Here is a 7,338-nt window from a genome sequence, read left to right on the forward strand (position 1 = left end):
CGTTTTCGACCCGAACGCGGTTGTGATACCGGAAGCGGCAGCTGTCGGTGCAGAATTTTTTCCTCCGGGAATTCTTCTGGAGAAAGATTTTTTCGCAGTCCGGGCACAGGCGCATGCGCCGGGGATTGACGCTGGCGAGGAATCGGGCGGCGATGAAATGGAGAAGGATGTGGAGGTCGAAGGTTTGCGGATTCAGGGAAAGGGCGCTGGCGCCGCTCTCCTCCTCGGGAAGAATGCGATCCAGACGGAAGCGGAGGCCGCGGGCCTCGCCCAGCGCGGCGTTCAGTAACTCGATGTGAGCGGAGTTGAACTGCTCGCCGGACGCGATGTCCTCAAGGATTTCCCGGAGCCGCAACTGTACGAAGGTGATGTTCCCGAAGGTCACGCCCGCACCCTTGTAGTGGTACTTTTCGAAGGCTTTTTCCGGATTCTCCGGAACGGCGAAGGGAAAAACCTTTTCCTGCAGGAGCAAAAAAAGGCAGGCATTTTTCCAGTTGTTCCGGTCCAGGGGGGAATTGCAGAAATCCAGGATGGGGGAAAAGGAAGGCGCGTCGGAGTGCTCTTTCTTCGCTGCAACGGGCGTTTTCATTCCCGGCCCTCCTCGGACACCGGCGATGGGCTCTCGGGGCTAGATATGATGATCGACAGAAGGGTGGCGGGGGCGGCCGCAATTCGCGCAGCGATCGGCGAGGGGAACGATCTCGCCGCACGCCGGGCATTGCATCTGGATCGGCTTATTCCGCATCTCCCGTTCTGATTCCTCTAGCGCCTCCTGAAAAGTGGGCGGGCGAAAATGGCGGAGAATTTTCTTCCAAAAGCCGGGTTTACGCCGCGCCATCGCTTCCCCCGAAAGCATATCCGATAGGAGCAGTGTATCGGGAAAGGAAAAAGGTTGCACGGTGTCCCAGAACACATTTTGGCGAGGTTCGGGTGGTATCTTTTGCATTTCCCCGCATGTGGTAACATGATGTTGCTCCATTTGCCGCTGTTTTTTTGCTTTTTTCCTGGAGGCTGACGTGCTTTTGCGTCTGTTTTTGGTCTTTACTCTTGTGCCGCTTCTGGAGGTGATGATCCTGATCGATCTCGGCCAGGCCATCGGCTTTGCTCCGACGGTGGGCATCGTCATCCTGACGGGGGCGCTGGGTGCGTGGGCGGCCCGGAGCCAGGGCTTTTATGTGCTGGGAGAGATTCAGCGGGAGATGGGCCAGGGCCGCCTGCCGGGGGTGCAGCTTGTGGACGGCGCCATGGTGCTGGCCGGGGGACTTCTCCTGCTGACGCCCGGCCTGTTGACCGACGCATTCGGGTTTTCGCTCATGGTGCCCGCCATCCGCCGGCATATCCGCGGGTGGGTGATGCGGAAGATTGAGCAGATGCAGCGCGAGGGGAAAATCCATGTCATCCGGCGTTAGGATCAGACCGGCGGAAGCAGGGGACCGGAAGGCCGTCCAGTCCCTGCTCGCGGAGGCCATCGGCGATCCTACGGGCCGGGCCGAGGGGATGAGCGATGTGCCGGGATCGCAGGTGTTGCTTGCGTTTTCGGAGGACGAGGCCGAGCCGGTGGGCATCTGTCGCCTCGTGCCCGATTCCGAGGCCAACGCCCGGAACTGCGCCTGCATGGATGTCCTGTTCGTCTCCCCGCGGCACCGGCACGGCGGCACGGGAGACGCGCTTCTCAAGGCGGTGCGGGCCGCCATCGTGGAACACGGCTTTGAGAGCCTGATTGGCTACTTTCCGGGGCCGGTCCCGCTCAAATTTGTCGAAGCCACCGGAGGGCGGGGCGTCCGCAATCTCCTCCTTTTTTTTCATGAGCGCATCGAGCAGTTCCTCGAGAGCAAATTGCCGAAGGGGTTGCGCGTCCGCTCGGCCGCCACACCGGAGGATCTGCCGGTGCTGGCCCATCTCTACAACGAGATTTTCGAGGATCGCTGGAACTTCCGCCTTCATTCGGGGGACAATGTGGCCGCCTGGTTCGAGGAGCGCGACACCGCTCCGGAGAATTGCCTGATTCTGGAGGTGGAAGAGGGCGGATCTTTTGAAGCGGCCGGCATGGTCGTGCTCGCCCTCAACCCCGATCGGATCTCGGCCGGCGAAGCGGTCGCCTACATACCGGACATCGGCGTCCGGCCCGCGTATCGGCGGCGGGGTTTCGGCCGGGTGCTGATTGAGGCGGCCGCGCGGCACGCGCTCGGCAAAGATCTTCAGGTTCTGGAGCTGATCGTCGATCGCGAGGATGAGAGGGCCCGGGGTTTTTACGTAAGCCTGGGCTTTGAGGAATCGATCATGATCAGCGTCTATGAATGGAGGGCAGATAGTGCGCCCTCAAGTTCCGAGACGGGCGGCGAGTAGCCCGGCGATCTCCCCGCGCGGAAGCTCCTCCTGACGGCTCTCGCGCATGTCGCGAAGGCCGACGGCGCCCCGCGAAAGTTCTTCCTCCCCCACCACCACCACGAACCGGGCACCCGAGCGGTCGGCGCGCTTCATCTGGCTCTTCATGCTGCCGCCGCCGAAGGAAAATTCGGTGCGAATCCCCTTTTGCCGCAGCTCCCCGGCGAGGGCGAAGGCCTCGGCGGCGGCCGGCTCGCCCAGGGGAACGACAAAGACATCAATCTCGGCATCCGGCGCTGCGTCACTTTCCCCGGAGCCGGCCTTTTCGCTCAGCGTGAAGAGCCGCTCAATCCCGATGGCGAATCCGATGGCCGGGGTGGGCGGGCCGCCCAACTCCTCGACGAGGCCGTCGTAGCGGCCGCCTCCGCACACGGCGTTCTGCGCCCCCAGCTGGCCGCTGACGACCTCGAAGACGGTCAGGCGGTAATAGTCCAGTCCCCGGACCAGCCGGGGGTTGCGGGTGTAGCGCACCCCTGCCCGGTCCAGATGGGCGCACACCGCGTCGAGGTGTGCCCGGCAGGCATCGTTCCAGAATTCATCAATCGTCGGAGCGTCCTGGATGATCTCCCGATGGGCCGGGTCCTTGCTGTCGAGGATGCGCAGGGGGTTGCGCTCGATCCGCTCGCGCATCTCCTTGCCGAGATCGCCAGCCGCCTCCAGGAGGTACGCCTTCAGGGCTTCTGCATAGGCCGGGCGGCACTGGGCATCGCCCAGGTTGTTGATCTCGAGACCGAGTTCCGAGAGGCCAAGTACGCCGAGATATTCCATCAGCATGACGATCACCTCGGCGTCGAGAGCAGGATCCTCCGAGCCGAAGGCCTCAGCGTCGATCTGGTGGAACTGGCGGAAGCGCCCCGCCTGGGGGCGTTCGTAGCGGTACATCGGGCCCACGCAGAAAAGCTTGGCCACTCCGGGGCGGTTGTAGAGGCCGTGTTCCACATAGGCGCGGCAGATCGAGGCCGTGGCCTCGGGGCGAAGGGTGATGGAATCGCCGCTCTTGTCGTCGAAGGTGTACATCTCCTTGGTGACGATGTCGGTGCCCTCGCCGATGCCGCGGGCGAAGAGCTCGGTCCGCTCGAAGGTGGGCACGCGGATCTCGCCGTAGCCGTAGCGGGCGAGCACCTCGCGGGCTTTCTGTTCGATCGCATGCCAGCGGCGCGCCTCGCCGGGAAGGATGTCCCGGACCCCGCGCACGGCCGTCAGCTTGGGTTTGGCCACGAAAAAATTCTCCCTGTCTTCTTTGACGCCGGGGGGATTATGGCGGGAAACCGCGCCCTGATGCCAGCCGGTCTCATCCGCCGAAGGCCGCCTCGAACAGCCGGGGAAGGGCTGTCCCCGAGGGAGACTGAAGTGATTCGTTGACCAGTGCGCTCAGGGCGGTCTCCTCGGGATTGATCTCGATCACGAACGCCCCGGCCTGGCGCGCCATGATGGGCATGCTCGCCGCGGGCTGAACGGCGGCCGAGGTGCCGGCGACGATGAAAAAATCGCACGCCGAAACCGCCGCCAGCGCACTCCGAAGCACTCTCCCATCGAGCATCTCGCCGAACCAGACGATGTTCGGCCGCATTAGTGCGCCGCATTTCCCGCATCGGGGCGGGAGAGGTTCGATCGGCACCTGCCGGTTCTCGATGGGGGTTTGTGTATTTTCACAGCGGGGATCGGTGCAGCGGATCTGCCAGATGTTCCCGTGCAGTTCGAAGAGATTCTCCCCGCCCGCGATGCGGTGCAGATTGTCGATGTTCTGGGTGATCAGCGAGAATCCGGGAAGTTTTTTCTCCAGCGCCACCAAGGCGTAATGGCCGGGATTCGGGTCGAGCGGCGCCAGCACCTCGCGCCGGTAGTTATAGAACTCCCAGACGAGTTTCGGATCGCGCGCGAAGGCCTCGGGGGTCGCCAGCGAGAGGGCGTCGTGGTTGCGCCAGAGACCGCCCGCGCCGCGGAAGGTCGGCACCCCGCTCTCGGCGCTCACCCCCGCGCCGGTCAGCACGGCGAGGTGGCGGGCCGCGCGCAGGGCGGTGATGGCGGCTTGGCTGAACATGCGGGCTCCTGTCCGGGCGGGATGCGGTTAGATTATCCCGCCGGATGCGATAAATCCACCTTCCCGTGTTGACTCGGCCGGGGCCGGGGGCCTAGTTTGGTCCGCATCCATGTTCCATGCACAGGAAAGGAGCTTGATATGGCCCGCACGGGTTCCGAGGCGTTGATGGACGCCCTCAAGGAAAATGGGACGGAGTTTCTCTTCGGCATCCCGGGCACGCTGACCCTCCCTGTGTATGACGCGCTGATAGATGCCCCCGAGATTCAGCCCGTCATCCATCGCCACGAACAGGGCGCCGGCTTCGCGGCGGACGGCTACGCCAAGGTGTCCGGGCGGCCGGGCGTGGTCTTCACGGTGCCGGGCCCGGGCGGGACGAACATCGCCACCGCCCTTCAGTCCGCCCATGAGGATTCGGTCCCCCTCGTCGCAGTGACCGCCGCCCTCGCGGATTCCATGCGGAACCGCAGCGCAATCCACGATGTGGACATGGAAAACGCCCTGCGCCCCTTCGTGAAACAGGTCATCGTCCCGTCCACCGTCGCCGAGATCGGCCCCGCCGTGGCGGCGGCGTTCGCCTGGGCACAGGCCGGCCGGCCGGGCCCGGTGCAGGTGGTACTGAAGGCGGATCTTTTCAAGGCCCAGGAAGAGAAGACCCTCAGCCGCCCCGCGTTTCCGCTCCCGGCGCCGCCCACTGCCCCCGACGCGGGCTTGCTCGATCAAGCCGCCGCGCTGCTCCGCGATGCGAAGCGGCCGGTCATCTATGCGGGTTTCGGGGTAAACGCGGCGGGCTGCGCGCGTGAGCTCTATCAGCTGGCCGCCAAGCTGGGTGCCCCGGTCGTGACCTCCATCAAGGGAAGGGGGATACTCTCGGACACGGACCCCCTTTGTTTCGGGGTGGCGACCAACGCGGGTTGCGAAGAGATGCTCCGCGAGGCGGACGCCTGTCTCGCGGTCGGGACGGGTTTTGGTCAATTCTCGACGCTCTACTTCAAGATCCCGATCCCGGAGAACTTGATCCAGATTGACATCGATTCCCAGCGCGTGAGCCGGAACTACCCCGCCAAGATCGGCATTGTGGCCGACGCCAAGGCCGCTCTTGAGGGGCTGCTCAAGCGCTTCGAGGAGATGGACGATCAGGCTCCCGGGGAGGGGCATTTCCGTGTCCGCGCCGGCAAGGCCCTTTACGCCGAGCGGCTCGAGGCGTTTCTCGATCGGCCACAGAAGCCGCCCTTCCACGGCCTGTTCGTCATGCACACCCTTCGGGAGCTTCTCCCCCCGGATACGATTTTTATCTCGGATTCCTCGGCCACCCAAAGCTGGTTTTCCGAGCAGGCCTTCGAGATTTACCAGCCCCGCAGCGTTCTGCTCTCGGCGGCCTACCAGTCCATGGGCTATGCCGTCGGGGCGAGCATCGGGGCCAAGCTCGGCGCCCCCGAGCGCCCGGTCTGCGTCGTGGTCGGGGACGGGAGCTTCACGATGGTCTGCGGCGAGATCGCGACCGCCATCTCGATGCAGCTCTCCATCATCTACCTCATTTTCGACGACGGGGAGTTCAACGCCCTGCGCCATTCACAAAAGCATGTTTTCGGGGGACGCTACATCGGAACCTCGCTGAACAATCCCGACTTCGTCCAACTCGCGGAGGCCTTCGGCGCGCGGGGACACCGCCCCGCCTCGGCCGAGACGCTGCGCGAGGCCATCTCCGCGGCCCACAAGGCGGGCGGGGTGCAGGTGATCGACTGCCCGATCGACCGGGACGTGCTCTCATCAAGGTGGGAGCGATCCGTGAAAGGGTTCCAGCGCGGAGTTCAGGACGCCGCGCCCGATGCCGCCGGAAAAAGCTAGGGTTTTTTGGCAGGGTCCGCGAGGCGGATGGAGATGCGCGCGCCGGCCGGCCGCGCGGCGGCCGAGTGCACGAGAAGAATGTAGCTTTTTCCGCCGTGAGAGAATTTCCAGGCCTCTCCCGGCGCGATTCGTTTGCTCCGGTTGATCTCCTTGGTGCCCGAAATTTCCGCCAGACGGATGAGAACCCGGCCGCTCTCCACGCGGGCCACGGTCGCGAAAAGGCGGCCGGGCGATATCTCGACGGCCTTGGCGAGGGGGAAGAGGCGCTCCTTCACGATGAGGGCGGGCGGGGCCTGGGCCGCAGCCCTTTTTTTCTCCGCCGCCCGGATTTTTTTCTGCAGCGCCGCAATCTGGCCTCCCAGCCGCGCCTGCTCGCGCGCGAGTTCTTCCGCATATTTTTTCAGGATCTGGAGATTTTGGCGGGCGATCTGAAGGCGGGCCTCGCTCTGCTCCTTCAGGCGGACGAGGGCATACCCCCCTATCGTTGCGGCCAGCAGGAAAGCGCCCGCCGCCCAATAGATAAGCGTGCGGCGGGAGTAAAAGACCGTTGGAGCCAGGGCGCGTTTCATCGGACCTCAGAGGGAAGAGTATCCGCGCGGCGAAGCGGCGGCCTCCCGGCCGTGGGAAGAAGGGCGCGCCATCTGCCGGGCCGCACTTCCGGCCATGGCCGGCGCTGGGCGTAGCGGAAGGCCTCCCAGCGGCCCTCCCGCATCACGATGCGCGCCATCCCGCCCCGCTCGGTACGGTAGAAGCCCAGTGCCCGCTGGCGCGCCCGGATGCGGCGCCACTGATCCAGCGGAAGCCATTTTACCGGACCAGGGGCGGCCACCACCAGCTTGGGCTTCATCCGCGCGAGCCATTTGAGCGTATTCTCATCGTGCAGCCACCGCTCGGGGAGCCGCACGAGATCGAAGCGGCCCTGTGGCAGTCCGGCGGGGGAGACTTCGCGGTTCTCTCCGATGCTCAGCCACCACCTCCCTTGCGGGTAGCGGACCTCGAGGCCCAGCGCGCGCCTTCCCCAGCGGCGGAGGATCAGGCGCACGCCGTCTGTCGAGGAAATTTCCCGG

Annotated in this window: 8 protein-coding genes; 3 read left to right on the forward strand and 5 right to left on the reverse strand. The window is 64.9% G+C overall.

The window, feature by feature from the left end; all coding sequences use genetic code 11:
* The coding region (locus O2807_09720) for a hypothetical protein (GenBank protein MDA1000773.1) at positions 1-589 on the reverse strand (589 nt) is incomplete at its 3' end.
* Positions 590-1,016: 427 nt separating this feature from the next.
* Here O2807_09720 and O2807_09725 point away from each other — a divergent pair.
* Positions 1,017-1,409 carry an FxsA family protein gene (locus tag O2807_09725; GenBank protein ID MDA1000774.1) on the forward strand — a complete coding sequence of 131 codons (393 nt, stop codon included), beginning with the start codon at positions 1,017-1,019 and terminating at the stop codon, positions 1,407-1,409.
* Positions 1,393-2,346 (forward strand): GNAT family N-acetyltransferase, encoded by a 954-nt coding sequence (locus O2807_09730; protein ID MDA1000775.1) that lies wholly within the window; start codon positions 1,393-1,395, stop codon positions 2,344-2,346. Before O2807_09725 ends, O2807_09730 begins: the two co-directional genes overlap by 17 nt.
* Here the strand turns inward: O2807_09730 and hisS are convergent.
* Both hisS and O2807_09740 read right to left on the reverse strand, forming a co-directional pair.
* Positions 2,320-3,603 (reverse strand): histidine--tRNA ligase, encoded by a 1,284-nt coding sequence (gene hisS / locus O2807_09735; protein MDA1000776.1) that lies wholly within the window; start codon positions 3,601-3,603, stop codon positions 2,320-2,322. The genes O2807_09730 and hisS overlap by 27 nt on opposite strands.
* A gap of 73 nt (positions 3,604-3,676) precedes the next feature.
* Positions 3,677-4,426 (reverse strand): NAD-dependent deacylase, encoded by a 750-nt coding sequence (locus tag O2807_09740; protein MDA1000777.1) that lies wholly within the window; start codon positions 4,424-4,426, stop codon positions 3,677-3,679.
* A gap of 138 nt (positions 4,427-4,564) precedes the next feature.
* Here O2807_09740 and O2807_09745 point away from each other — a divergent pair, with 138 nt between their 5' ends.
* Positions 4,565-6,271: a thiamine pyrophosphate-binding protein gene (locus O2807_09745; protein ID MDA1000778.1), complete on the forward strand. Its 1,707-nt coding sequence runs from the start codon at positions 4,565-4,567 to the stop codon at positions 6,269-6,271.
* On the opposite strand, the gene O2807_09750 is transcribed toward O2807_09745, so the two are convergent.
* Positions 6,268-6,840, reverse strand: coding sequence for a hypothetical protein (locus O2807_09750; protein ID MDA1000779.1), 573 nt, complete (start codon positions 6,838-6,840; stop codon positions 6,268-6,270). The genes O2807_09745 and O2807_09750 overlap by 4 nt on opposite strands.
* Positions 6,837-7,338: hypothetical protein (locus tag O2807_09755; GenBank protein ID MDA1000780.1), on the reverse strand; the 502-nt coding region annotated here is incomplete at its 5' end. The genes O2807_09750 and O2807_09755, both read right to left, overlap by 4 nt.

It is taken from the genome of bacterium (assembly GCA_027622355.1).
Classification (GTDB): Bacteria; UBA8248; UBA8248; order UBA8248; family UBA8248; genus JAQBZT01.

Coding starts and splice junctions, on each gene's coding strand:
- O2807_09730 (MDA1000775.1), top strand. CDS start 1,393: ATGTCATCCGGCGTTAGGATCAGACCGGCGGAAGCAGGGGACCGGAAG.
- O2807_09740 (MDA1000777.1), bottom strand. CDS start 4,426: ATGTTCAGCCAAGCCGCCATCACCGCCCTGCGCGCGGCCCGCCACCTC.
- O2807_09745 (MDA1000778.1), top strand. CDS start 4,565: ATGGCCCGCACGGGTTCCGAGGCGTTGATGGACGCCCTCAAGGAAAAT.
- O2807_09750 (MDA1000779.1), bottom strand. CDS start 6,840: ATGAAACGCGCCCTGGCTCCAACGGTCTTTTACTCCCGCCGCACGCTT.